Origin of the sequence: Flavobacterium amniphilum (genome assembly GCF_023634845.1) — a bacterium.
GTDB lineage: Bacteria > Bacteroidota > Bacteroidia > Flavobacteriales > Flavobacteriaceae > Flavobacterium > Flavobacterium amniphilum.
In genome coordinates this window covers 1-25,064 of sequence record NZ_JAMLJL010000020.1, presented here as the reverse complement: position 1 = coordinate 25,064, position 25,064 = coordinate 1, and the positions used below count along the sequence as shown (strand labels likewise).

Annotated in this window: 19 protein-coding genes; 9 read left to right on the top strand and 10 right to left on the bottom strand. The window is 38.0% G+C overall.

All coding sequences use genetic code 11. From position 1 onward, the window contains the following. Positions 1-70: 70 nt before the first annotated feature. Positions 71-2,467 (bottom strand): hybrid sensor histidine kinase/response regulator, encoded by a 2,397-nt coding sequence (locus NAT51_RS17205; protein ID WP_250600908.1) that lies wholly within the window; start codon positions 2,465-2,467, stop codon positions 71-73. A gap of 135 nt (positions 2,468-2,602) precedes the next feature. Between NAT51_RS17205 and NAT51_RS17200 the strand changes: the two genes are divergently transcribed. The 5 genes from NAT51_RS17200 to NAT51_RS17180 all read left to right on the top strand — a co-directional run bounded on the left by NAT51_RS17200 (position 2,603) and on the right by NAT51_RS17180 (position 7,679). Continuing rightward, positions 2,603-3,178, top strand: a complete 576-nt coding sequence (locus NAT51_RS17200) for a non-canonical purine NTP diphosphatase (protein ID WP_250600906.1) — start codon at positions 2,603-2,605, stop codon at positions 3,176-3,178. Between the two features lie 176 nt (positions 3,179-3,354). Then, on the top strand, positions 3,355-5,295 hold the full coding sequence (locus tag NAT51_RS17195) for a DEAD/DEAH box helicase (RefSeq protein WP_250600904.1): 1,941 nt from the start codon (positions 3,355-3,357) through the stop codon (positions 5,293-5,295). A gap of 95 nt (positions 5,296-5,390) precedes the next feature. After that, the gene (locus NAT51_RS17190) at positions 5,391-6,146 is read left to right on the top strand and encodes a carboxypeptidase-like regulatory domain-containing protein (protein WP_250600902.1); all 756 of its coding nucleotides are present in this window, start codon (positions 5,391-5,393) and stop codon (positions 6,144-6,146) included. 10 nt (positions 6,147-6,156) lie between these two features. After that, positions 6,157-6,789 carry a DUF2306 domain-containing protein gene (locus tag NAT51_RS17185; RefSeq protein ID WP_250600900.1) on the top strand — a complete coding sequence of 211 codons (633 nt, stop codon included), beginning with the start codon at positions 6,157-6,159 and terminating at the stop codon, positions 6,787-6,789. Beyond that, entirely contained in the window at positions 6,786-7,679 is an 894-nt protein-coding gene (locus tag NAT51_RS17180) for a YARHG domain-containing protein (protein ID WP_250600898.1), read from the top strand. Before NAT51_RS17185 ends, NAT51_RS17180 begins: the two co-directional genes overlap by 4 nt. Positions 7,680-7,683: 4 nt before the next feature. Here NAT51_RS17180 and NAT51_RS17175 read toward each other — a convergent pair whose 3' ends face one another. Further along, positions 7,684-8,358 carry a TrmH family RNA methyltransferase gene (locus NAT51_RS17175; RefSeq protein ID WP_250600895.1) on the bottom strand — a complete coding sequence of 225 codons (675 nt, stop codon included), beginning with the start codon at positions 8,356-8,358 and terminating at the stop codon, positions 7,684-7,686. 678 nt (positions 8,359-9,036) lie between these two features. Here NAT51_RS17175 and NAT51_RS17170 point away from each other — a divergent pair. The 4 genes from NAT51_RS17170 (at position 9,037) to NAT51_RS17155 (ending at position 12,866) form a co-directional block, all read left to right on the top strand. Then, a complete protein-coding gene (locus tag NAT51_RS17170; RefSeq protein WP_250600893.1) occupies positions 9,037-9,720 on the top strand; it encodes an SIR2 family NAD-dependent protein deacylase in 684 nt (227 codons plus the stop codon). 145 nt (positions 9,721-9,865) lie between these two features. Then, positions 9,866-11,209: an adenylosuccinate lyase gene (purB, locus tag NAT51_RS17165; protein ID WP_250600891.1), complete on the top strand. Its 1,344-nt coding sequence runs from the start codon at positions 9,866-9,868 to the stop codon at positions 11,207-11,209. Between the two features lie 322 nt (positions 11,210-11,531). After that, a complete protein-coding gene (locus NAT51_RS17160; protein WP_250600889.1) occupies positions 11,532-11,831 on the top strand; it encodes a hypothetical protein in 300 nt (99 codons plus the stop codon). 15 nt (positions 11,832-11,846) lie between these two features. Beyond that, positions 11,847-12,866 carry a radical SAM protein gene (locus tag NAT51_RS17155; RefSeq protein WP_250600887.1) on the top strand — a complete coding sequence of 340 codons (1,020 nt, stop codon included), beginning with the start codon at positions 11,847-11,849 and terminating at the stop codon, positions 12,864-12,866. Positions 12,867-12,997: 131 nt separating this feature from the next. Here NAT51_RS17155 and NAT51_RS17150 read toward each other — a convergent pair whose 3' ends face one another. From NAT51_RS17150 to NAT51_RS17115, 8 genes are all read right to left on the bottom strand, one after another. Beyond that, positions 12,998-14,311, bottom strand: a complete 1,314-nt coding sequence (locus NAT51_RS17150) for an ammonium transporter (protein WP_250600885.1) — start codon at positions 14,309-14,311, stop codon at positions 12,998-13,000. 200 nt (positions 14,312-14,511) lie between these two features. Further along, positions 14,512-15,984: an IMP dehydrogenase gene (gene guaB, locus NAT51_RS17145; protein WP_250600883.1), complete on the bottom strand. Its 1,473-nt coding sequence runs from the start codon at positions 15,982-15,984 to the stop codon at positions 14,512-14,514. A gap of 80 nt (positions 15,985-16,064) precedes the next feature. Next, complete coding sequence (locus NAT51_RS17140) at positions 16,065-18,503, bottom strand: TonB-dependent receptor domain-containing protein (RefSeq protein WP_250600881.1); 2,439 nt, start codon at positions 18,501-18,503, stop codon at positions 16,065-16,067. After that, positions 18,484-19,851, bottom strand: coding sequence for an HTTM domain-containing protein (locus tag NAT51_RS17135; protein WP_250600880.1), 1,368 nt, complete (start codon positions 19,849-19,851; stop codon positions 18,484-18,486). Before NAT51_RS17135 ends, NAT51_RS17140 begins: the two co-directional genes overlap by 20 nt. A 2-nt stretch (positions 19,852-19,853) precedes the next feature. Continuing rightward, positions 19,854-20,972 (bottom strand): imelysin family protein, encoded by a 1,119-nt coding sequence (locus tag NAT51_RS17130; protein ID WP_250600878.1) that lies wholly within the window; start codon positions 20,970-20,972, stop codon positions 19,854-19,856. A 74-nt stretch (positions 20,973-21,046) separates the two neighbouring features. Continuing rightward, positions 21,047-22,258 carry a DUF4856 domain-containing protein gene (locus NAT51_RS17125; protein ID WP_250600876.1) on the bottom strand — a complete coding sequence of 404 codons (1,212 nt, stop codon included), beginning with the start codon at positions 22,256-22,258 and terminating at the stop codon, positions 21,047-21,049. 253 nt (positions 22,259-22,511) lie between these two features. Continuing rightward, the gene (locus tag NAT51_RS17120; RefSeq protein WP_250600874.1) at positions 22,512-23,381 is read right to left on the bottom strand and encodes a hydroxymethylglutaryl-CoA lyase; all 870 of its coding nucleotides are present in this window, start codon (positions 23,379-23,381) and stop codon (positions 22,512-22,514) included. A 21-nt stretch (positions 23,382-23,402) separates the two neighbouring features. After that, positions 23,403-24,422, bottom strand: a complete 1,020-nt coding sequence (locus NAT51_RS17115) for a quinone-dependent dihydroorotate dehydrogenase (protein WP_250600872.1) — start codon at positions 24,420-24,422, stop codon at positions 23,403-23,405. Between the last annotated feature and the right edge of the window lie 642 nt (positions 24,423-25,064).

Genomic DNA, 25,064 nt, shown 5'->3' with positions numbered 1-25,064 from the left:
CACTTAAAAAAAATGCGGCTATTATTAAGTAAATAACAGCTTAGATTGAAATATATAAGAATCATTTTCCTTAAAAACAGGCTTGGATGTAGTTAAAAAGAGAGTCCTTATCCAAAGGCTTAGAAACGTGTCTGTTCATACCAATTTCCAGAACACGTGATTGGGTAGTTTCTGTCACATCGGCTGTGACAGCTATAATAGGAATGTTTTTATTGGATTCGCCGGCATGACCGTTCCTTATTGCTATGGTAGCTTCATAACCATCCATTACAGGCATATGCAGATCCATCAATATGATATCAAAATCTTTTTCTTTAAGAATACTGATTCCCTCTTTACCATTATTGGCAAATTCGATTTCGGTATTAGACCATTTTTTAGTAATCGTTTTAACAACCATCTGATTCATCGCATTGTCTTCAACAACCAAAATTCTTTTACCCTGCAGATCGTATTCTGGACCTGAAATATTCTGCGTGGAAGTATTTTTTTCAAAAATTTCAAAATCCAACTCTATATTGCAACGTGTTCCCTGTCCGGGCCGGCTTGTAATCTTTAAATGACCCTGATGCATATCGACAAGTGTTTTCACGATATAAAGTCCAAGTCCAAGTCCACCGAATCTTCTCTTATTATTTATAGTCTCCTGAGAGAATGAATCAAATATACTTTCCATTTTTTCTTTTTGGATTCCGACACCTGTATCTGTTACTTCCAAAACAATACGCACCTTCTGATTGCCCAACCTTTCCAAATCGCATTTTACCTCAACCTGACCTTCCGAAGTAAACTTAATCGCATTATTGATAACGTTATTGATTATTTGTTCAAATCGGACACCGTCTCCCAAAATAAAATCAGGAAAATCTTCAGCTATATTAAATGACATCCCAATATTTTTGCTTTCGGCCAGCATCAGCGATCTGGATTTAACAATATCCAAAACCTTCACCGGGTCAAAAGGTACCTGCTCTAACTTAAGCTCATTTTTCTCAATTTTGGAAAAATCCAGGATATCATTAACTGAGCTCAGTAAACTTTCTGAAGAATACTTTATGCTTTTACTGCTTTCTTTTACCTTTAAGATATCTGTCTCATCATTAAGCGAATCGCTCAAACTCATAATAGCATTTAAAGGAGTACGCAGTTCATGACTGATATTAGACAAAAAATAAGACTTCATCTCATTCATTTCTTCCGATCGCTGCAAGGCCTGGTTCTGAAGTTCCTGCCTTTCATTCTTTAAACTTCTGATCAGATTAGCCATCGAAAGTGACAAAAACAATACTTCCATCCCCGTTCCTAATTTCGAGGCATTCTCTGTCCAGAAAGTCAATGGCAGAACTCCAAAATTTTTCAGGATAAAAATGACAAAGCCACTAATAAGAAATAAAATACCTGTCGAAAAGAAATAATAAATCTTCCGTGTTTTATTAAAAACAATAATCTGGGAAACTATAATAAGAAACAATAAAACCAATCCCAGCAAATTGGCAACAGGATAAGAAAACGCTAAAAAACGGGGAATAAAAATCAAACTGAAGAAGCACATAAAATCTAATGCATATAAAATGTAAAATGCAACAGTCACCACTCTGCTATACAATCCGATCTTAAGAAAAATCTGTGCATACCGGCCCAAGAAGAAATTCGCAATAACAGCAAAAAGAATTACCGAATGTAATGACAGCCATCCGGGTTGCGGTGTGATAAATTCATAAAAATAGCCATCAATCGAAAACTGCAACAAACCAATAAACACAACATATATACTATAATACAAAAAGACCTTATCCTGCATTGCAAAGAAGAAAAACAAATATAAAATACTGGCAATTGCAAGCAAACCGTAGAAGAAACCAAATACAAACTGCTCAAAGGATGTTTCTTCGATCATGCTTTCCTGTGTATGCAGCATCATAGGCAACGACAATAACTCACCATCACTTTTAAGATGAAGGTAAAAGTTTTGGGTTTCGGAAGGATTAAGCTTAATCTTAAAAATTGCTTTCCTGTGGGCGAAGTTTTTTTCGGAAAAAGGAATCTTATCACCATTTTTAAGCAGGTTAACTTTACCGGTTGAGTTAACAATATAAAGTTCGGCTATATCTGTAATAGGCCTTGCTGTTTCAAAAAAACAAACCACCTGTTCATTTGAAGAATTTTCAAGTTTAAACTGTACCCAAAAATGATGTGTAGTAAATCCAAAATCATAATTCTGTTTAGGAATGGGCAAAAACTTCAGTGAAGAATTATTAATCACTTCATTCAAAGAAAGATCCTGTTTGCCAACATCAACATATTTAGCATATGCATAAATATCTCTTTGTTGGGATAAATTTGACTGATTGAAAACATATTGGGCAGAAACCGGGACAGCAAAAAGCAATCCGATAAGTAAAAAACTCAGAATAGTAAAAAAATATCTATTTCTATTTTTACAACTCATCCAAAAGAAGAAATTCATTACTTATTTTTGAAAATGAAATCAGTTCAAGTATCATTTAAATTTACGAAATCAATTTGAATTTAGATGTATTTTCCTCCTAATTGGGCAATTTTAAATACTTTTGCTCTACTAAATTCAAAAAAAACCGATAAAATGCAACTCGTTTTCGCCTCAAACAACAAAAACAAAATCACCGAAATCCAACAACTGGTTCCGCAACATATTAAAGTATTAAGTCTTGAAGATATTGGCTGTGATGTTGACATCCCCGAAACTGCCGATACTATTGAAGGCAATGCTATCCTGAAAGCAAGCTACGTAACCGAACATTACGGCTATCCCTGCTTTGCCGATGACAGCGGCCTTGAAGTACATGCGTTAAACGGGGAACCGGGTGTAATTTCGGCCCGTTATGCCGGATCACACCGCAACAACGACGATAATATCAATAAGGTACTGGATAAATTAAGTAATGAAACGAACCGCAGGGCCAACTTCAAAACGGTAATCGCATTACATATTAATAGTGAAGAACATTTATTCACCGGAATCATCAACGGTACCATCATCACTGAAAAAAGAGGCACAAACGGATTTGGTTACGATCCTGTTTTCGTTCCGGATGGTTACACTAAAACATTCGCCGAATTCACTCTTGATGAAAAATCAGCCATCAGCCACCGCGGTATTGCCGTAAAACAATTGGTTTCCTATCTTGAAACATTGTGATTTTTTTGAAAAATTCTCAATAAACAACCCTTTAAATCTGTAAATCATCAAACTTTCAAAAAGCTATTTTTTGTAAATTATTGATTATCAAACTTTAATAAAATCACAAATAAAAAGATTCTGTTAGTTTATATCGTTTATAAACACTACTTTTGCACCCAATTTAAAAATAGATAATGAATAAATTTGAACAATTAGGATTGAATGAATCGCTACTGCTGGCGGTTAAAGATCTAGGATTTGAAAATCCGTCAGAAGTACAGGAAAAGGCGATTCCAATACTATTGGAGCAAAACACAGACATTGTAGCATTAGCACAAACAGGAACAGGTAAAACGGCAGCTTTCGGGTTTCCGCTTATCCAGAAGATCGATGCTGATGACAGAAGCACTCAAGGCTTGATTTTATCGCCAACACGCGAACTTTGTTTACAGATCACAAACGAGATCAAACAATATTCAAAATACATTAAAGGCTTACACACCGTAGCGGTTTATGGTGGTGCAAGCATTACCGAGCAGGCGCGTGAAGTAAAAAGAGGTGCACAGATTATTGTGGCTACTCCAGGACGTATGCAAGACATGATTAACCGTGGTCTTGTTAACATTAAGAACATTAACTTTTGTGTGCTTGATGAAGCAGACGAAATGTTGAACATGGGATTCTATGATGATATCTGCTCGATATTATCAGATACACCTGATGAAAAAAACACATGGTTATTCTCGGCTACCATGCCGCAGGAAGTAGCCAGGATTGCAAAACAATTCATGCACGATCCGCAGGAAATCACTGTAGGTACTAAAAACTCAGGTTCTTCAACGGTATCTCACGAGTTTTACATGGTAAATGCACGTGACCGTTATGAAGCATTAAAACGTTTGGCTGATGCTAACCCGGATATTTTCTCTGTGGTTTTCTGCCGTACTAAAAGAGATACACAGTCTATCGCTGAAAAATTAATCGAAGACGGTTACAACGCTGCTGCTTTACACGGTGATTTATCACAGGCACAACGTGACGGAGTAATGAAAGCATTCCGTGGACGCCAGATCCAAATGTTAGTTGCTACTGACGTAGCAGCCCGTGGTATAGACGTTGACAACGTAACTCACGTAGTGAACTACCAGTTACCGGATGAAATCGAAACCTACAACCACCGTTCAGGACGTACAGGACGTGCAGGTAAATTAGGTACTTCGATTGTAATCGTAACCAAAAGTGAATTACGCAAGATTCACGCAATTGAAAAAATCATCAAACAGAAGTTTGAAGAGAAATCAATTCCAAGCGGAATCGAAATCTGTGAAATCCAGTTATTACACTTAGCAAACAAAATCCACGATACGGAAATTGATCACGAAATCGACAATTACCTTCCGGCTATCTACGAAGTTTTCCAGGACTTAACAAAAGAAGAACTGGTAAAAAGAATGGTGTCTGTTGAATTCAACCGTTTCTTATCCTACTACAAATCAAAACGTGACCTATCAAGTCAAGGTGGTGAAAGAGGTGAAAGAAGTTCTGAACCAAGAGAAATCAGAGCCGGAGATCCGGTACGTTACTTCATCAACATCGGGGCGAGAGATGATTTCGACTGGATGCAGTTGAAAGATTTCTTAAAAGAAACATTGGAATTAGGCCGTGATGATGTATTCAAAGTTGACGTTAAAGAAGGATTCTCTTTCTTCAACACTGACGGTGAACATACTGCCAAAGTAATGGAAGTATTAAACGGTTTTGAACTTCACGGAAGAAGAATCAACGTTGAAATCTCTAAAAATGATGGTGGTGGAAATTCATCACGTCGTGACCATAACGGAAGAAGTTCTGGTGGAAGAAGAGAAGGCGGATTCGGCGGAAGAAGAGAAGGTGGTTTTGGAGGAAAAAGAGAAGGTGGTTTTGGAGGAAAAAGAGAAGGTGGTTTTGGAGGAAGAAGCGAATCCCGTTCTTCTGACAGAGCTCCAAGAACAGAAAGACGCGGTGAAGGAAGATCTTCTGAAAGAAGAAGCGATTCTTCTGACAGAGCGCCAAGAAACGAAAGACGCCCGGGTTCTATCCAAAGAGGTTCTGATTCTTCAAGCGCTCCAAGAGAAAGAAGACCAAGAAGAAGCTAACAACAACGCTTTAAAAGCTAACTGCTGTTAATTTTCTTATAATTCATAGTTAAACTACAAAATATCTAGTACATTTAGATCCTCTAAAAGCACGTATGAAATATTTTGTAGTTTTCTTTTTATGCCTCATCGCATTTCCGGCCTTTTCACAGGAAACAACCGTGAAAGGAGTTGTTGTAAATGACAATACTTTCGTTCCGATATGGAATGTAAACATCGTAAATACCAAAAAAGTAAGAGGTGCCGTTACTGATGCCAACGGAAATTTTGAAATTTATGCCGATCTTGACGATACCCTTCTTATTTCCTGTTTAGGATTTCAGTCGATTGAAGTAAGAGTTACAAACGACTGGATTAAAAACCGAACTACCCGCATTAAATTAACTGAAAAAGCATATGCGCTTGAAGAAATCGTGATTCCTCCTTATGAATTGACGGGTTATCTTGAGGTTGATTCCAAATTAATTCCGGAAAGGGAAAATTACTGGTACTCGATTGCCGGTTTGACCAAAAGATATGAAGGTGGTGAAAACTCTCCGAATGCTTTTTCCCGAGTAATGGGCTCTCTATTCAATCCTGCAGATGCTTTGTATAACTTCTTTGGTAAAAAACCGAAAGAACTAAAGAAACTCCGCGAATTGAAAAAGGATGACAACCTTCGCAATATCTTACAAACCCGTTACGACCGTCAGACTATTTATACAATGCTAGGCATCAATGAAAAAGAATTACTTGAAATTCTGGAACGTTGCAATTACTCTGAATCATTCATGAGAACTGCAAATGACTTACAGGTTCTGGATGCCGTGAGTGGCTGTTATGAAGAATATAAAGTCCTGAAAAAGAATTAAACCGACTTCCTTGAAGGCTTCATTTAATTACAGAAGTATTTTCTGGTCATTGCTTTTCGGTTATTTTTTCTACTTAATGTTTGAAATAACCGTAAAGTATATTCCCGTAAGTGCCCACGTAGCTTTTTTAAACATCAAACAGACAGAAGTGACCGGTATTCCGTTCTACCTTCCTGTGTTTTATGTTCATGTACTGACATCCATTTTTTGCTTACTGGCCGGATTCACACAGTTCAACAACAGTATTTTAAATAAAAGACCAGACATTCATAGGTTAATAGGAAAACTATACGTAGGAACCATCCTGCTTTTTGCTGCACCTTCCGGATTGTTCATTGGGCTGTTTGCCAATGGTGGCTTATTCTCCAGAATATCTTTTATCGTTTTGGCCCTATTGTGGTTTTATTTTACCTTGAAAGCTTTTACGTCCATCAAACAAAAAGACATCCTTTCACATCAAAAATTCATGTACCGCAGCTTTGCCCTGACCTGTTCGGCTATTACATTGCGTTTATGGAAAGTCATTATTGTTTACGTATTCCAACCATCTCCCATGGATGTGTACCAAATTATCGCCTGGCTGGGTTGGATCCCGAATATCTTAATCATCGAATATTACATCGCTAAAAAACTTATAAAATGAAAAAACTATTATTAACTGCCTTATCTGTGGTATTCCTTGTTTCCTGCAAGGATGAAGCTAAACAGGTCGCCAAAGCAGAAGAAAAAACAACCGGAGAAAAGGAACTGTATAAAGAACTCTACGGAAACTGGGTGGGTGATTTCAAGGCCGAAGAACATGCCAGAGGAGAAGATTATGTATATTCAAACAAAATCAACATTGTCATCAAAAAGATAGTGGGAAATAAAGTTATCGGTCAAAATATTGTAGCCGGGAACAATCGTCCGTTATCTGGAGAAGTAAAAGTCGTTGCTTTAAACGAATTTCAGTTTGAACTGAAAGAACCCGGAGACGATAAAAAGGACGGTATTTTCACTTTTACGATTAAAAACGATACACTTTCAGGAGAATGGACAGCCAACAACAAAAAGGCTTCAGTTACGAAAAGAGCTTATAAATTGACCAAACAGCAATTTAAATACGATCCGAATCTTATGTTACCTTCAGAAGATGAATACGGACAACGTTACATGGATTCTTACTCGATGAAGCTGGACAGTATCGAATATGAAGCTGAAGATGGCGCAAAGGAAGTTGAATACAACGAAATGTACCGGACAGCATCTGATGTGGTAACCACATTAAACTCCTCAACTACTGTTTTAAAGGAAAGTGACCTGAAGAATCTTAAAAAGCTGGAGCTTGAAATTTTACGCAATACTATTTTTGCACGCCACGGCTACACATTCAAGAAGAAGACATACAGACAGTTTTTTGATCCGGTAGACTGGTATGTTCCCGTATCTGATGATGTGACAAAAGAATTAACCGTTATCGAAAAACAAAACATCAAGTTGTTACAGCGATTTGAAAAATATGCTGAAGACAATTATGATACTTTCGGAAGGTAACGGCTTACAATTTCTGACTTTCTAAATACTTATTAGTAATAAAATCTATATCCTTGATGGATTTACGGGTCCAGTCGATCCTTTTTTCAAGCAATTCGGCTTCGGTGAGTTGCCATTGTATATCGGAATGACGCAAACGTGTCGACACATTCTGGAGTATAATGGCAGCTGAAACCGATATGTTCAGGCTTTCGGTAAAGCCTACCATCGGGATTTTTACAAAACCGTCTGCCTGTTGCAATACTTCTTCCGATAAACCATGACGCTCTGTTCCAAAGAACAAAGCCGAAGGTTTTGTAATATCAAAATCTTCCAGCATGCAGTCATTTTCATGGGGCGTTGTGGCAATGATCTGATAACCCTGCGCTTTTAAATGATCGATACTCGCCTGATTAGTGGAATAACGGTGTATGTCTACCCATTTCTCGGCACCCATGGCAATTTCTTTGTCGATATCCTTACCATACTTTTGTTCCACTACATGCAATTCCTGCACCCCGAATACTTCACAACTGCGCATCACGGCACTGGTGTTGTGCAACTGGTACAGATCTTCGCAAACTACCGTAAAATGTTTGGTACGCTGTGACAATACGCGCAAAAATCCTTCTTTACGGCTTTCGGTGATGAACTCCTCTAAATAGTGTAAATAGTTTTCGTCTTGGAATAACGATTGCATTTTGATTGGTATTTATGTATTTTGGGCAAAGATAGTGTTTTAGTCCTTAGTGATTAGCACTTAGCCCTTAGTAACTAGTGATTAGTGAAGTGTGATAGTACTTAGTTCCAGTCTTTTTTACTCAACATCCAGCCTTTTTTACTCAAATTCCAGCCTTTTATACTCAACGTCCAGCCTTTTTTACTCAACGTCCAGCCTTATTTACTCAAATTCCAGTCTTTTTTACTTAACATCCAGTCTTTTATACTCAAGCTCCAGTCTTTTAGAGTACCTGGTTTACATTTTTGGTTGATTAGTGAAGTGTGATTGGTGAATAGCTGTTAGTCCATAGCGCATAATACTTAGTATTTCTAAAAAGAAAAATAATCCTAATTTAGTTATATTGAATTATTATTTATTACAGAAAAAAGTAAAAAACAATTACCGGTTATCAAAAACTAAGGACTAGGAACTAAGGGCTAAGGACTAAAAATTCATAACTTGCCAAAGAGTATTATTTGAAAGATAATCCTTATTGACAGAACGCGTGAAGGATAGCAGCGGAAAGCCCACAGGGAGGTACGACCGAGGACTTGCAGCGGATAGCCTGACGCAGGCTGGTGGTAGAAAATTATGAAATATAGGTTAAAACTTCCGAAACCACCAGACTGGGGCACGCCCAAAATATAAAATATGAATATGAAAAAGAAAATAGTTGTTTTAACCGGCGCCGGAATGAGTGCCGAAAGCGGAATCAGTACGTTCAGAGATTCGAACGGTTTATGGGAAAATCACGACATCATGGAAGTGGCTTCGCCGGAAGGCTGGCTAAACAATCCTGCTTTAGTACTTGATTTTTATAACAAAAGAAGAGCCCAGCTGAAAGAGGTAAAACCCAACCGTGGCCATGAAATACTGGCTGAAATGGAAAAAGATCATGATGTTCAGATCATCACTCAAAACGTAGATAATCTCCATGAAAAAGCCGGAAGTTCCAATATTTTGCATTTGCATGGTGAATTAACCAAAGTGAGAAGTGTTGCCGATGAGAACTTTATTCTTGATTGGACGAATGACCTGCATTTAGGTGATACCGACAATAACGGAAAGCAACTGCGACCACATATCGTGTGGTTCGGCGAAGAAGTTCCGGCCATCGAGCAAGCCATTCCCATGATGGAAGAAGCGGATGTGGTGATTATCATCGGAACTTCATTACAGGTATACCCTGCCGCCGGACTAATGCATTATGCGAAGCCACATGTTCCGGTGTATTACATCGACCCTAATCCGGCAACTATTTACGATCTCGCTAATCCGCTGGAGGTTTTAGCCATGAGCGCGAGTGAAGGAATGGAAAGAATTATGAGTTATGAATTATAAGTAGTTTATAGTTTGTTGTTTGTTGTTTGCTTCTAAAACCTGAAACAACAAACTATAAACAAATAATTCAAAAAACTCATAACTCATAATTCATAACTCACAACTTATAATTACTTTTGCCCTTTCTTTAACAACACACAACAAAATGCAATTAACTGAACTGAATGCTATTTCGCCTATTGACGGACGTTATAGAAATAAAACGGTTTCACTGGCACCTTACTTTTCTGAAGAAGCCTTAATCAAATACCGCGTACTAATTGAAGTTGAATATTTTATCGCGCTTTGTGAAGCGGGATTGCCACAACTGTCCGGTGTAGATAAAAACCTGTATGCCGATTTGAGAAAGATCTATGAGAACTTCGCTACCGAAGATGCTTTATGGATCAAGGAAACCGAAAAGACTACCAATCACGATGTAAAAGCAGTGGAATATTTCATCAAAGCTAAATTTGATGCTTTAAACCTGCAGCAATATAAAGAGTTCATCCACTTCGGATTAACTTCTCAGGATATCAATAATACTGCGATTCCTTTATCAACCAAAGATGCTTATGAGAAAGTATATTTACCAACATTAATCAATGTGGTGGCTAAACTAAAAGAATTAAGCGTGGAATGGAAAGATATCCCGATGTTAGCCCGCACTCACGGCCAACCTGCCTCTCCTACCCGTTTAGGAAAGGAAATCCTGGTTTTTGTGGAGCGTTTGGAAGAACAAATGCGTTTGTTGTACAACATCCCTTTTGCTGCTAAGTTTGGCGGTGCAACCGGGAACTACAATGCTCACAAAATTGCATACCCTAACAACGATTGGAAAGCTTTCGGAACACAATTCGTAGAGGAAAGCTTAGGATTACACCATTCGTTTCCTACAACCCAAATTGAACATTACGATCATTTTGCGGCTTTCTTCGATGCTTTGAAACGCATCAACACGATTTTGATTGATTTGGACAGAGATATCTGGACGTATGTTTCGATGGATTATTTCAAACAGAAAATCAAAGCCGGAGAAATTGGTTCTTCTGCCATGCCACATAAAGTCAACCCGATCGATTTTGAAAACTCGGAAGGAAACTTAGGTATTGCCAACGCTATTTTTGAGCATTTATCGGCTAAATTACCTATTTCAAGATTACAGCGTGACCTGACCGACAGTACGGTTTTAAGAAACATTGGTGTTCCGATGGGACACACCATCATTGCTTTTGAAGCGACTTTAAAAGGATTGAACAAGTTGTTACTGAATGAAGATAAGTTCGCTGAAGACTTGGAGAAAAACTGGGCAGTGGTTGCAGAAGCGATTCAAACCATTTTGAGAAGGGAAGCTTACCCAAATCCGTATGAAGCCTTGAAAGATTTAACAAGAACGAATTCGGTTATCAATAAAGAATCGATTCACGCTTTTATCGAAACCCTGAATGTTTCGGATGCTATCAAATCGGAATTGAAACAAATCACCCCAAGCAATTATTTAGGTATATAATTATTCCCGATATTATCTTAAATCCCGATTCGTCGGGATTTTTTATTTATATGACTTAACAATTTATAAGGAAAAACCGTACGGCAAGTGCAAATCCCCTTGTTAACTTTGTAATTAGCAAATAATCTTGCGGCTAAAGTAAATACAACAATATTCCAAAAGCATTTTATTTTTTACTTCAACTGTTAAAGCGGTATCTATTAATCAAACAACTAAAACTATTACCATTTTAGCAATTAAGCATTTAATTTTTAACCCTTTCCGATTAACCAGGGAAGCTGAAAACTGGACAGAGTAAGCACAACCTTTAAATGTAATGCTTATGGATAACGTAAAGGATTTTGAAAGGCTTTTGATGCAAAAGCTGAATCAGTACGATTTGGACAAAACGTTTCTGAAAAGAACATCAAGCGCCATTGTATCTTTAAAAAGACAGGGATTGGTCATTGATCAGGTAAGCATTAAGGGAAAAGTACATGTAGACCGGATTTTAATCAACGGTATTATTGATCCTGAGTTCTGGAAACACTTTAACCAGATAGACAATCTTTCACGGTTCAAAGTCTTTCCGTACGGAATCATTAATCCGGAAGGTTTCCGGTTTGAAGGGTACGTCCGTTAAAAAATGGAACCTGCCATGACAGTTAAACAGACTGCTGTTGAAAGCAGTCTGTTTAAAACCATCCAGATTCATCCCAGCCGGAAGTGTAATTTATCATGCCTGCATTGTTATTCGAGTTCGTCACCCCATTACAGCCAGATGCTGGACATAGAAGAGTTAAAGTCATTTCTGGTGTATGCCAGAGAACAGGGATATAACAATATCTCATTGTCCGGAGGCGAACCTTTTTTGTATAAAAACCTGGAAGAGCTTTTGAAATTCAGCAAATCACTGGGGTTTCAGAATGCACTGGCCACAAACGGAATGTTATTGCAATCGGACAGGAATCAAAACTTATTGCAACACATCGATATTATTGCCATCAGCATTGACGGAAAAAAAGAACTCCATGACAAAATAAGAGGTCAGGCCGGTGCTTTTGAAAAAATGCTAAAAGGAGTAGATGTATTGAATTCACACGGAAAGTATTTCGGATTTATACACACGATTACTCCTGACAGCTGGGAAGATTTAATATGGCTGGGGGACTTTGCTTATGAGCACAACGCAAAGTTATTGCAACTCCATCCATTGGAAATGTACGGAAGAGCACTTGAAGAGCTTAAAGATTCCTCTTTAGATGATACACTCGCATACAAAGCGTTCATTCTGTCCAACTATTTAACCGATAAATACCAACATAAAATGATTATCCAATTGGATTTACTACACAAGGAATACCTGAAAGACTTTCCTGAAATTGTGAATCCGTTTTGCAAATCAACTGAAACCTACACGAAGATCTCCGATTACTTTGACACCATAATCGTAGATGATTCGGGGAAGATAATTCCGATGGCTTACGGTTTTAATCCGGATTATTGTTTAGGAAATATCAGTTCTTTGAAAGATTCGGCTTTTGATGAGTACGTCTCCGGAAAAATGAGCAACCTCAAAAAACTCTATTCTGACACTTTGACCAAAGTTTTTTCAGAAACCGGAACAGACGTCTTCAACTGGAACGAAATTATCGTCCACGAAAGCCGCTTTATTTAAAAAAAGCATCCGGAAAGCCTCCATGTCAAAATTTGCGTGTATTACTTCATGACATGAAAGCTTTACCGGATGCTTTACTATTTTAGCAAGGACCGAACACTAATTACTCTTAACTAATCACTAGTCACTATCTATAAGTATTCTCCATGTTGGGTAATATCCAAACCTAATTCTTCTTTCTCATGACTGACTCTTAGTGGTGTTATTTTATTTACAACATAAAACAGAACGTAAGACATCACAAATGAAAAGACTGAAACCAGGATTAAAACCAGCAAATGACTGAAGAATAATTTGGTTTCACCAAAAAACAATCCCTGATGCTCGATGGCCGGGTTGATTTCTTTTGAAGCAAAAACACCGGTAAGCAACATTCCTACCATTCCTCCTACTCCGTGACAACTGAAAACATCCAAAGCATCGTCGATTTTACCTTTCGGGAACTTAGATACGATTATATTACTGGCCACACTGCTGAACAAGCCAATGAAAATAGCGTGTGGAATACTTACAAACCCGGCTGCCGGAGTTATGGCTACCAAACCTACAACCGCTCCGATACAAGCACCCATAGCCGATAGTTTGTGGCCGATGATTTTATCATAAAAAACCCAGGCCATCGATGCAGTAGCTGCTGCTACCGTAGTTGTTGACAAAGCCTGTACGGCCAGATGATTGGCCCCCATGGCAGATCCTGCATTAAATCCGAACCAGCCAAACCATAATAATCCGGTTCCCAAAAGTACATATGTGATTCTCGCCGGACTGTTCTTCTGGTTTTTACGTTTACCCAGGAAAATTGCTCCTGCCAAAGCTGCCCAACCGGCACTCATGTGTACGGCAACGCCGCCGGCAAAATCCAATACACCCATTTTAAAGAAAATACCTTCCGGATGCCAGGCGCAATGTGTTAATGGTGCATACACAACCAATATGAACAAAACCATGAAGAGCAAATAAGCCCAGAAACGGATTCTTTCGGCAAAAGCTCCGGTAATTAAAGCCGGTGTAATGATGGCGAATTTTGCCTGAAACAAAGCAAACAGTAATAATGGGATTGTTGGTGCGAGACTCCATGAACGGTCAACGCCTACCTGATTAAAAAACAGGTTATCAAAAGGGTTGCCGATGATACCGTGCCAGGAATCGCCAAAAGACAAGCCGTAACCAATTACAACCCACAATACACTTACGATGACCATCGCCATAAAACTCTGCAACATCGTACTGATTACGTTCTTTTTTCCAACCATTCCTCCGTAGAAGAAACCTAAACCGGGCGTCATCAGCAATACCAATGCAGTAGCCACAATCATCCAGGCAGTATCACCGCTGTCGAATTGTACTTTCACTGAATTTGGTGTTGCTGAAGGTTCGAAATCAATTAACAATGATGTTAATGCCAGTGCCAATAGAATAAAGGCTAAAAAATACTTTCTTTTCATAGGTAAAATATTTAAAAATCCATTCTAAATATAATCAACCCTATAAAAACAATAACGCTAGCCATTAATTTTTACAAATTCAAAAATTTACCCCTATAAAAAATACACTATACCAAATTAAAGTTTTAAAAAATACGAAATAGACAATAAAAAAATCCATTCAATTGAATGGATTTAAATTTATCAGGATTTTTTAACTCTTATCTTGAATAATTCGGAGCTTCTTTTGTGATGGTCACATTGTGCGGATGGCTTTCACCGATTCCGCTGGCAGTAATTCTTACGAAGCGGCCTGTAGTTTGCAGTGTTTCAATATCTTTAGCACCACAATAACCCATTCCGGCACGCAAACCTCCAACAAACTGTAGCATACTTTCGTTTAGTTCACCTTTATATGGTACGCGTCCAACGATTCCTTCCGGAACCAGTTTTTTAACGTCATCTTCCACATCCTGGAAATAACGGTCTTTTGAACCTTCTTTCATCGCTTCAACAGAACCCATTCCACGGTATGATTTGAATTTTCTTCCTTCAAAAATGATTGTTTCACCCGGTGATTCTTTGGTACCGGCCAATAACGAACCTAACATCACACTGTCAGCACCGGCTGCAATTGCTTTCGGAATATCTCCCGTATAACGGATACCGCCATCAGCAATAACAGGAACCCCTGTACCACGTAACGCTGCTGCTACTTCTAATACTGCAGAGAATTGCGGAAAACCAACACCTGCCACAACACGTGTTGTACAGATTGAACCCGGGCCGATACCTACTTTAACCGCATCTGCACCATTCTCAGCAAGGTATAAAGCTGCTTCAGGTGTAGCGATGTTTCCAACCACTACATCCAACTGTGGGAATTTAGCTTTTACCTGTTTCAATACATCCACCACACCTTTAGTATGTCCGTGTGCCGTATCAATAATTACTGCATCCACACCTGCATTTACAAGTGCTTCTGCCCTGTCAACAGCGTCAACAGTTACTCCTAAAGCTGCAGCAACGCGCAAGCGTCCGAATTGGTCTTTATTTGCATTGGGTTTTTGTGTCAGTTTTGTGATATCACGGAATGTGATTAAACCAACTAATTTATATTCTGAATTTACTACCGGTAGTTTTTCAATTTTATTTCCCTGAAGAATTTCTTCGGCTTGAGCCAATGTTGTTCCTTCCGGAGCAGTTACTAAGTTTTGGGAAGTCATCACTTCAGTAATGGCTCTTTCATTGTTTTTTTCAAAACGCAAATCGCGGTTGGTTACAATTCCTTTCAAAACCTGATTATCATCCACCACCGGAATACCTCCGATACTGAATTCACGCATTACTTGTTTAGCATCACCAACAGTTGCAGTTAAAGGTAAAGTAACCGGATCAATGATCATACCGCTTTCGGCACGTTTAACCTTACGTACTTCCGCTGCCTGCTTTTTTATTGACATGTTTTTATGCAAAACACCAATACCACCTTCTTGAGCCATGGCAATAGCCATTGCACTTTCTGTTACCGTATCCATGGCAGCAGATACTATAGGCGTGTTCAGCGTAATGTTTTTCGTGAATTTAGTTTTGATACTTACTTCGCGTGGCAGGATTTCTGAATAGTTTGGAACTAACAGAACGTCGTCATAGGTTAATCCTTCTCCGACAATTTTAGCAGAATGTGCTTTCATGTTGCAATTTGTAGTTGTAGTTAAATTGCATGCAAATATAGTAAAATTATCCGAACCTGAAAAACAGTTTTAACTTCTCTTTAAAAAACAAATTCAAGTGACATATAAAATGTTCTCGGTTCCGAAGGAATTATCCCAGGCCCCGGATATCCTGTAGCCCTACGCGTAAAATACCAGTTATTGGTCAGGTTGTTCACACCCGTCTCCAATTTAAATCTTTTCCATTTGTAAGCCGTTGAAAAATCCATCACATAATAGGAAGGGATTTTACCGAATATACCGTAAACATTATCATTACTGTCTGTTGTATGATTCTCTGCATCGGTAAACTCAGATGAAACATACGAAACCTGCAAATGTGAAAGGAAGTTTTTATATCCGAATCCCATTCCGGCTTTTAAATTATAAAGCGGTACGAATTCTACTTTATTTCCCTGAACATTCGGAACATCTGATTTCAGATATTCAGATTCGGTTATGGAAGCATTTGTAAAAATATTCCAGATGATGTTTTCTTTTTCACCAAGAAAAATATTACGTAGATTCCAGTCGATCATACTTTCAAAACCATAGGTTATTGCCGTACCGATGTTATCTCTGAATCTAACAACAGCACCGCCTCCATTAGGGTTAGGAGTTTCATATTCGCCAATTTTATCATCATAATACAGTGCAAATCCACTAACATCAAAAGAAACTGAGTTCCCTATTTTTCCTCTAACTCCAATATCAGAACTGTATCCGCTTTCATCTGTAATATTCTCGTCAATAGCCTGACTCGGACTTGCAGTCCTGATATCATTAAAAGTTACTGAACGGTAGTTTTGTGAAACATTTCCATATACCTCAATTCCGTTTAGTGGTTTATAACTAAGCCCTATTCCCAACAATAAAAAGTTTCTTTCCTTAACATTGTGTTCAACAACTGTTTCATCAAAAATCACATTACCGGCTAAATCACGGTTAATTCTTCTATAACTTCCGTTAGCCTGTGTTTTGATAATTTCATAACGGAATCCGGGTGTAATTGAAAGAGTTGGCGATACTCTGAAAATATTCTCTCCGAATACAGCAACGTTTAAATTCGGGAACTTATAAGAAGACTGGGTTCCGTAAAAAGGGAATTCGTCATCTGCCAAATCAAAATTGGCATCACTTCCTGAACTTCCGGCACCTTGAATACCTGCGTTATCAGACTGATAGTATTTTGCGCCAATTAAAAATGCACTGTTATTCTTAAACAAATCATATTTCTTCAGATAACGTATTTCTGTTCCCCAGTTCACGAAGTCACCAATAATCAAATCCCTTTCGGTACCGGGTGTATCAGGATTTGCAACGCGGTTAGACCTGTACCCTAAAGCCTTTCTTGAAGCATCCAACCCAAATAATTGAACCGATAAATCAGCATTGTTATCAAACTTATGTTTCAATTTCAATGCAAATAGATTCCAGTTGATATCAAACCAGTTCCGGCTTCTGTTGCTTTGAGTCGGATCCTGATTGAACATATAATCAGTTAAACCACCGGGTTGTTTTGCAAGGTAATCGAAATGGGTATAATCAAAATGCAAAGAAGTTTTCGGTGAAATCTGGTAATTAAGGTTTGTGAAAAAGTTTTTTGCATCAAATTGTGAATTTGGCCTAAAACCATTTCCCTGTTTATAATTGTAAAATGAATAATGGCTGAATTTACCATTGGTACCGCTCAAGCTCGTAAAACTGGTAAACAAATCATAAGAGCCGCCGGTCAAACGCTGGGTAATTTCCATTTCCTTTTTACTCGGACTTTTCAATTGGAAATTAATCATACCTCCGAATTGTGTTCCATACTGTAATGATGCGGCACCACGGACAATCTGGATTTCCTCCAAAGCTTCCGTAGGTGTGGCATAATAACTTTCCGGATACCCCAAAACATCGGCACTGATATCATATCCGTTTTGACGTGTATTGAAATTAGAAGTACGGTTAGGATCCAAACCACGGCCGCCGATTGAAAGCTGCAATCCGCCGTCATTACTCTCATTTATCGTGAGTCCGACCACTTGTGAAAAGATCTGTCTGGCATTATTTGTTGCTTTATTAGCAATGATTTTGTTCAATTGGACAACTTCCGTTTTTTTACCGGCATAGATTGCAGTTCCTTCAATATCTTTCAATTTCCGGATTGCAGATAACTTTTCACGCTGTTGACTGATGACTACTTCGGAAAGCCGGGTTAATTTATCCAAAACAATTGTATTATTTTTAGCTGAAGAAGCAATGGACTGTTCAACTATTTCATAACCTTCTTTATAAAAAACCAACTCATGTGCTCCATTCCCGCTTACATTAATCACAAAACTTCCTTCCTTATTTGTAAAGGATTTTGAACCTGTTGTTTTATCAAAAATCTCAACATAATCCAATTTGATTCCATTGGAAGAAACTACGTTTCCTGAAATTGAATTTTGCGAAAATACTTTAAAAGTTAGTAAAAATGCTACTGCTAAAAATTTATAATCCTTTAATCTCATCTGTAAATGGAAGTATCCAGGTTTTATGTTTGAATGATTCTTTTTCTTTGGCCAAATCGACATCTGGGTTGATATATCTCTGACTCAGGCGTCCGTTGAGAGCGACATAACTCTCTGCATGGACTTGCGGGCTTGTAAAACCCATTTCTATATAATAATCGCGCAGGAAATGCGCATACTCTAAAATAAAATCCGGTTGGAATGACATTTGTTTTTCCTGAAAAGGAGTTAAAAACTCACTGTTTTCAATTAAAACCGTTTGTTTTGTCTTTGAGTCGGTTACTTTGAATTGCGTATAGCCTGATTTTTCCATCAGCATTACCCTCCACGAGAAACGATATCCTTCTTCAGTCCAGAACAATTCTTCCGGATAAGCCAGATACCTAAATGGAAAAACAAGCTGAAAAATCAAAAACAAAGAAACAAAACTTAATTTAAGACCATTCCATCCAGAAGCTTCCTGCATCATCACCTTACCGTTTATGAACCTATCCGTCTCTAATTTAAAAAAAGCAGCTATTTTCTTTAATACCTTCTCATGAAACCCGGAATTAAAGAAAATCAGCGTACTGATAATCATGACATATGGAAAAACCCCGATCGGGAAAAGCATTTTGGTAAATATGTGAAAAATAACAACCAAAACAAATCCGAACAATCTTGTTCTTCTGTACAATAATAAAAACGGAATACCTAAATCATACAAAGCACCAGTCCAACTGAAAGCATAGTGAGCCCAATTTTGATTCAGGAAATCTCCTACCACCGGCATTCCGGAACTCATTGGCAGCCATATTTTAAGAGGCATGGCATCTACAAGCCAATCAGAATTTAGTTTTGCCAAACCGGCATAAAAATAAACAATACCCAAAATCAGTTTAATAGCATCTACTGTCCAGGCCGGTATACGTTGAAATGCTAAATTCTTGTTTTTATAGGCATCAACCGAATAAGAAGCATTTGCCGGCAAAAAAATAAGAAGGAAAGCCACCACCGAGATAAAGTAATAGTGGTTAAGATAAGTCGTTTTATCCATCAGTTCGATGTACGTAAAACTTAGGAAAAATACGACCGTTGCTATTCTGTATTTGTAACCTATTGCCAGTAATAAAGCCGATAAGCCACAAATAAAAAACAACACATACGTAAAATCACCGAGAGGTTTTACCCATCCGAAACCGTAATAAGTAAAATGGAATTGCGGTTTAATGTACATTTTATCAATCCAGCCATACAATGCAAACCGGACAATACTAAAAAGCATCATTAAACCAAACGCCAGCCTGAAAAAAGCTAGCGTTGTGGTTTCTGTAGTTTTATTTAAATAGTTTTTAAATCTATCCAACATAATTAATCACCATCAGCATCGACATAATCAACTGTGATATTTAAAGCCGGCATCATATCCGTTTTGAAATACTGTACATTTAACTGAAGTTGATCGTATGCATTAAGCATTTTTGTATTATCCAAAGTGATTTGTTGGGAGAAACTATCATTCAATAATCCGTTAGTAGTATAGATTACCGTAAACTGGTTATTGATAATATCACTTAATTTTTGTCCGCTTCGTACTACATTCAGATTATCCAGATATTCTTTCAAACCATGGCTTGTAGTTGCAGCGTTAAAATATTTTCCGTTGAAAAAGTCCTGAGTAGCTTTTACAGCCTCATTCAATAAAATTTTGGAAACATCATTTTTGTAATAAGCTTCTACTTTATTCACATAAGTAGTCCCTGATGAAAATTTACCCGCCGGTATACCTACTTTACCAGCACGAACGTTTTTCTCATAATTTTTGACAAAGATATTTACCATTCTGTTTACAGAACTACTTACCGAATTACCATTACTTGCAATGAATGTGTTTCTGTACGCACCTTTCCAGTCATTTGTGATTACATCAGCATTATCTTTCAATCTTGCTGCCAAATCTGTTAAGTATTGCTTGTATTTTACAGCATTACCATTAGTTGTATAAAAGCCTAAGATTGCTGCATCATCAGCTCCCAATCCATATATCATATAATCCAAGGCAGGAAATCCCTGTTTATCGATTTGAGTTAAAGAAGCCAGGTTATAACCTCCATTAGCAATATTGGTTTCTATTGCAGCCGTATTAGCAGGGTAAATATTTGTAAAGCTTATAAAGTTCATTTCTTCCGCTTTCCCGATTTCAAATATTGAAACATATTGAAATGCCTTGTAAGCATCTAACCAAGATGTTCTGACATCTGCCAGGGTAGTATTAGACGGAGAGGCGTTAAATGCCGTTACTTTATTTTTAAGATCAGTAACTTTAGTCTGATAATTTTCAAACGACGGAATAATGATATTGTCTGCCCAATTCGTCAGTAAATCCGTTCTATTGTAGTTATCTCCCGAAGAATCTGATTCCCCGTCACCTGAACAGGCAATAAATACACCAAGTGTCAGAAAGCTTAATAACAAATATATTTTCTTCATCTTTTTTGAAATTTTGTGCAAAAGTACAAAAAAGCAGAAGAATTTATCTTCTGCTTTTTTTAATTTATAATCTTTTAGATTGACTGAGCCTGAGCAACAGTAAATCCGAATTTCTCAGCGATTTTAGTAGCTAAACCATCGATGTGTGAATTCAGGTAATCGATATCCCAAAGACCGTGCTTAGCTGTACCAGCCATCAATTCAGTTAAGATAGCGTCTACTTCAGCTTTAGTCATGTATGGATTGTTTGTTCCAGGCTTGTTAGTATATCTTAAGCTCATGATAAAACCGTATCCTTCAGACAAAGCGTGGAAAGCTTTGATTCCGTCATCACCAGCAGTTAACTTAGCTTTACCTTCTTTTAAGTAGAACACCGCTCTTACAGCAGGAACAATAGAAAATTTCTCTTTAATGATCTTGATTTGCTCATTACGTGTTTTATAGTCACCTGCAACGATAGCTGCTCTACCTTTTCTGAAAGCAGCATTGATATCAGCTTTTACAGTGTTGAAATCAGCATCAGCATTCACTTGGTTAATGTAGCTATCCCAGTATTTACCACCACCAGCTCCGTAGATGTAACCATAAGCTTCATCCCAAAGGTGTTCCATTTTAGTATAGTTTTTACCAGTTTCAAGAACTTTATCATCATTATTTTTACGGTTGTTACCTTCGTCAAGAACTGAAACACTTAAATAATTGTTCAATACCTGATCCATTAAACAAGCTCCCATCATACCTTTTAAAAGGATCTGTTGAGGCTCTAAACCGTTAGCATCATATAATCTTTTAGAAGAGCCATCCACATAAAAACCTGCAACACCGTTAGAAGCTGCAACACCTTGACTCGCAGCATCAGCATTATCAAATTGTGTTTCGAAGAAACCTCTTACGCTTGCCTGTTCAACAGAAGAACCTCCACCACCGAAGTTTACGAAGAAATCTCTTGAAGCAGCTGTTTTATTTTTCAACTGTTTATCAGTAGCAGCGTTTAATTCAGCAGTAGCGAAAGGACTGTTTGTATTTGTGTACATGTCTGATAATTTAGCATCATCAGCAACAGCACCAGCAGTAGCTTGGTTTTTGATATAGTTACCCATTTCCTGTAACATCAACAATCTGTTCGTTTGACCTCCAAAGTCAACAGTTGTAGCTGCGTTTCTTTCAAAAGTATACGTTTCAGGAACTGTATACTCAAATTTCTGTTCCTCGTCATCATTTGAACATGAAGCAACAAATAAAGACATAACCGGTAATGAAGCTAAAAAGATATTCTTAAAATTCATGGGTGTATTTTATTTAGATTGAATTAAAATAATTTGATGCAAATATAAAGACACATTCTAAATAGTCAAAATTTATTTAGATTATTTTTAAATAGAAAAGTACTACAAGGCTAAATTATTGAATTTAAGCAAAATACAATCAAACCAAAAAGAAGAAAATCCTTACGGAGTACACAAAAAAGACCACAAAACATGAAACCGAAAGGTATATTCCACATACCACAACTGTAGTATGTTTTATAAAAACAACCGATTAATGGTAAACCGTGAATATTTTCAATGCTTCATTATAAGCACTTTCAAAACTCATGGCGCTCAAGTTATGATCTGCTTTTTGGGTTGTAAAATACGATAAGAGTTTTTCTGTAGGCATGTTACCGGTCAGTTTATCGGTAGCCATGGGACAACCGCCAAAGCCCTGAATTGCACCGTCAAAGCGGCGGCAGCCTGCTTTATATGCAGCATCGACTTTCTCATGCCATTTATCAGGAGTGGTATGCAGATGCGCACCAAACTCGATGTGTGGGTATTTCGGGATAAGGTTTGAGAACAGGTAATCGATTACTTCAGGGGTTGAAGAACCGACAGTATCTGAAAGCGAGAGTATTTTCACTCCCATATTGGCAAGTCTTTCTGTCCACTCCCCTACGATTTCCACATTCCAGGGGTCGCCGTACGGATTTCCGAAGCCCATTGAGATGTAAGTCACCACTTCTTTATTAGAGCGGTCAGCTATATTCAGGATTTCCTGTAAGGTTACCAATGATTCGGCGATGGTTTTATGTGTATTACGCATCTGGAAGTTTTCCGAAATGGAAAAAGGAAACCCCAGGTAGTTAATTTCCGGGTGTACCGATGCATTCTCGGCCCCCTGTGTATTAGCTATTATTGCTAAAAGCTTACTGTCTGTTTTGGACAAATCCAGTTTAGCCAGAACTTCGGTAGTATCCTGCATTTGCGGAATGGCTTTTGCCGAAACAAAGCTTCCGAAATCGATGGTATCAAAGCCAACACGCAGCAGTGACTGGATGTATTGTACTTTTTTATCGGTAGGGATAAAATCTTTGATGCCTTGCATGGCATCACGCGGACATTCTACTAGTTTGATTTTTTCGGCATTCATAGACTTCAAAAGTAAAACTATTTATGCTTTTTCTAAAATCTTTTTATTAATTGCTTTGATCAGAGCGGGACCTTCGTAGATAAATCCGGTATACAACTGTATCAAAGAAGCTCCTGCTTCCAGTTTTTCGATGGCATCATCAGCAGAATGGATACCGCCGACACCGATAATCGGGAAAGCCTTATTGCTCTTTTCCGAAAGGAAACGGATGACTTCGGTAGAACGTTTTGTTAATGGCTTACCGGACAACCCTCCCATCTCCTCTTTATTGACAGATTTTAAACCGTCGCGGGAAATGGTTGTATTTGTGGCAATTACCCCTGCTATTTGCGTTGCTTTTACGATTTCAATGATGTCCAGTAACTGGTCATCTGTTAAATCAGGAGCGATTTTAAGCAGGATAGGTTTAGACTTTTCTTTCTGATTATTTAAATCCTGAAGGGTTTGCAGTAACTTAATCAACGGTTCCTTTTCCTGTAGTTCTCTTAATCCGGGAGTATTAGGCGAACTTACATTCACCACGAAATAATCCACATGGGGAAATAAGACCTCAAAACAGATTTCGTAATCGTTAACAGCTTCTTCATTCGGGGTTACTTTATTCTTCCCGATGTTACCGCCTATGAGAACGCCTTTGTTCTTCTTCAATCTTTCAACCGCTTCCAGAACACCTCCGTTATTGAATCCCATTCTGTTGATAATAGCAGAATCTTCCAATAAGCGGAACAGTCTTTTCTTTGGGTTACCTTCCTGTCCTTTTGGGGTCAGGGTACCGATTTCAATGAATCCGAAACCGAAATTGGATAATTCCTGATAGAGTTTCGCGTCTTTATCAAATCCGGCTGCGAGTCCGACCGGGTTACTGAACTTCAATCCGAATACTTCACGCTCCAGACGCGGGTCGTTAACTTTGTAAATGGTCTTGATAAGACCGGGTATTCCGGGAATCTTATTAGCAATTCGGACAGCTGAAAAAGTAAAATGGTGCACTTCTTCCGGATCGAAACCGAAAAGAACGGGGCGGATAATTGATTTGTACATAGTTAGTGTTGTTGTGGCGCAAAAATAAATATAAGTTATGAGTTATGAGTTATGAGTTATGAGTTTTTTGTTGGATGTTTATTGTTTGTGATTTATTGTTTGAAGGTTCGTTACCGGAGAGGTTCAACTTCTAAGAAGTCTGAAAATCTGATAATCGGGCAATCTTCTAATCTAACAATACTTATACTCCATTCCTATATTACTAATACATTACTTCGATATTACTTTGATACTACTTTGATACTACTTTGATACTACTTTGATACTACTTTGATACTACTTTGATATGGCTTTAGTATGGCTTTAGTATGGCTTTAGTATGGGTCAAGTATGGGTCGGCTTCGATACTTCGACAGGCTCAGTAACCGGAGCTCAGCCACCGTACATTACCTTGGTACGGATTAAACACGCCTTATAGGGTATTTAACCGGCAAACCGGAACGGGGTATCTTTATTGTGCAGTTGTTGAAAAATTGTTAGATTTCCCGGACTTCTTGGATGAAGAGTTAACCGCTGTGCCTGTTGTACAACTCAAATATAAGAATTTCGTATATTTAGCTATGCAAGGCACAAAGACATTTATTCCCAAGTTATTTACCACTGTCAATTTAGATCAATTGGTTCCCATGGATAATTTTTATA